The organism is Prevotella jejuni, assembly GCF_900187995.1.
GTDB lineage: Bacteria > Bacteroidota > Bacteroidia > Bacteroidales > Bacteroidaceae > Prevotella > Prevotella jejuni.
On the sequence record NZ_FZNZ01000091.1, the window covers coordinates 1 to 1,105 of the forward strand.

Annotated in this window: 3 protein-coding genes; 1 reads left to right on the forward strand and 2 read right to left on the reverse strand. The window is 41.1% G+C overall.

What is annotated here, in order from left to right; translation table 11 throughout:
- The coding region (locus CHB62_RS14505; protein WP_254919389.1) for a transposase at positions 1–165 on the forward strand (165 nt) is incomplete at its 5' end.
- Here CHB62_RS14505 and CHB62_RS15040 read toward each other — a convergent pair.
- Together CHB62_RS15040 and CHB62_RS14510 are read right to left on the reverse strand one after the other, a co-directional pair.
- Positions 154–330: a hypothetical protein gene (locus tag CHB62_RS15040; RefSeq protein ID WP_158296839.1), complete on the reverse strand. Its 177-nt coding sequence runs from the start codon at positions 328–330 to the stop codon at positions 154–156. The two genes, CHB62_RS14505 and CHB62_RS15040, sit on opposite strands and share 12 nt — an antisense overlap.
- Positions 320–1,105 (reverse strand): hypothetical protein (locus CHB62_RS14510; RefSeq protein WP_089367371.1); only part of this gene is annotated, 786 nt, incomplete at its 5' end. The genes CHB62_RS14510 and CHB62_RS15040, both read right to left, overlap by 11 nt.

Sequence of the window (1,105 nt, forward strand, 5' to 3'; positions counted from 1 at the left end):
AAGACATACATATTAGCATGGTACGACCATTGTATAACAAATGGAACAATTGAAGGCATTAACAATAAAATAAAGGTTCTGAAAAGACAGATATACGGATTCAGAAATGAGGAATACTTCACATTAAGACTATATGCATTGCATGATAGGCATCTACGCATTTAACGGAAGAACCACAAAATTAGCCTTCCTTTGAATATCTTTACTCGTTGCTGCCAATGCCCCGCTGAATTTAATACTCTTCTGGCTGTCTACACTCACGCGTACAGGCTTTGCGCCCTTGGAGCAAGTCAGATAATGAGCTTCTGTCAGATACTGTTCATTCGCCATCTTCGTGAAGTTTTAGATGAAGGTGAGTGTACAAAGAATAATCCTTGCCGACTGTCTCACTCAGGCTGAGATTGGCTTCTTCCAATACCTCGCCGTCATTATGAAAGTCTGCACGCATCTGATAGTCCATGTTTGAGCCTTTTGCATCAACGTTCTTAAGAATCTTACCAACAGACTCTCCATCGTAAATCATTTCTCCCTTAAAGTGGCGGTCGGTCTTACCGTCAAACATAACACCCTTACTTGTTTTGTACGTACAAGCAAGTTCTATCGGGATGCAAGAGCCGAAGCGGTCTATGTCACGATGCTTAAAGCGTTCTTCGCTCATATATTTTCCGAACTGAAGAAAATAAGCATAGATGAAGTGCATATAGCGAATATTGTTCATAAACAATGGCTCATTGGCAAGTTCCTTCTCCTTTGCAAGGATAATCTCATACGAGCTCATTGGATATTTATAGGTAAGATACTCACGAACCTTCTCCCACTTGGAATAGACTTGATCCCTATTATTAATCTTACGAAGAATCCCGTGGTCGCTGACCCAGAAGTCCAATTCTTCATAGATAGCACTAATCTCATTTGTTGCCTCAATAATCTGAGCCACAGTAGCGTCATCATATTTCACTAACTTATTTGATAACTCACGCAGGCGGAAACGCCACCATTGACGCTCTATATCTACTTCAAGGAACGTAAGTTCATGCCGACTCGTCATCTTGAAGTCACTATCAATGACCATAGCCTTGGAATGTCCTTCTGCGGTAAGGTCATA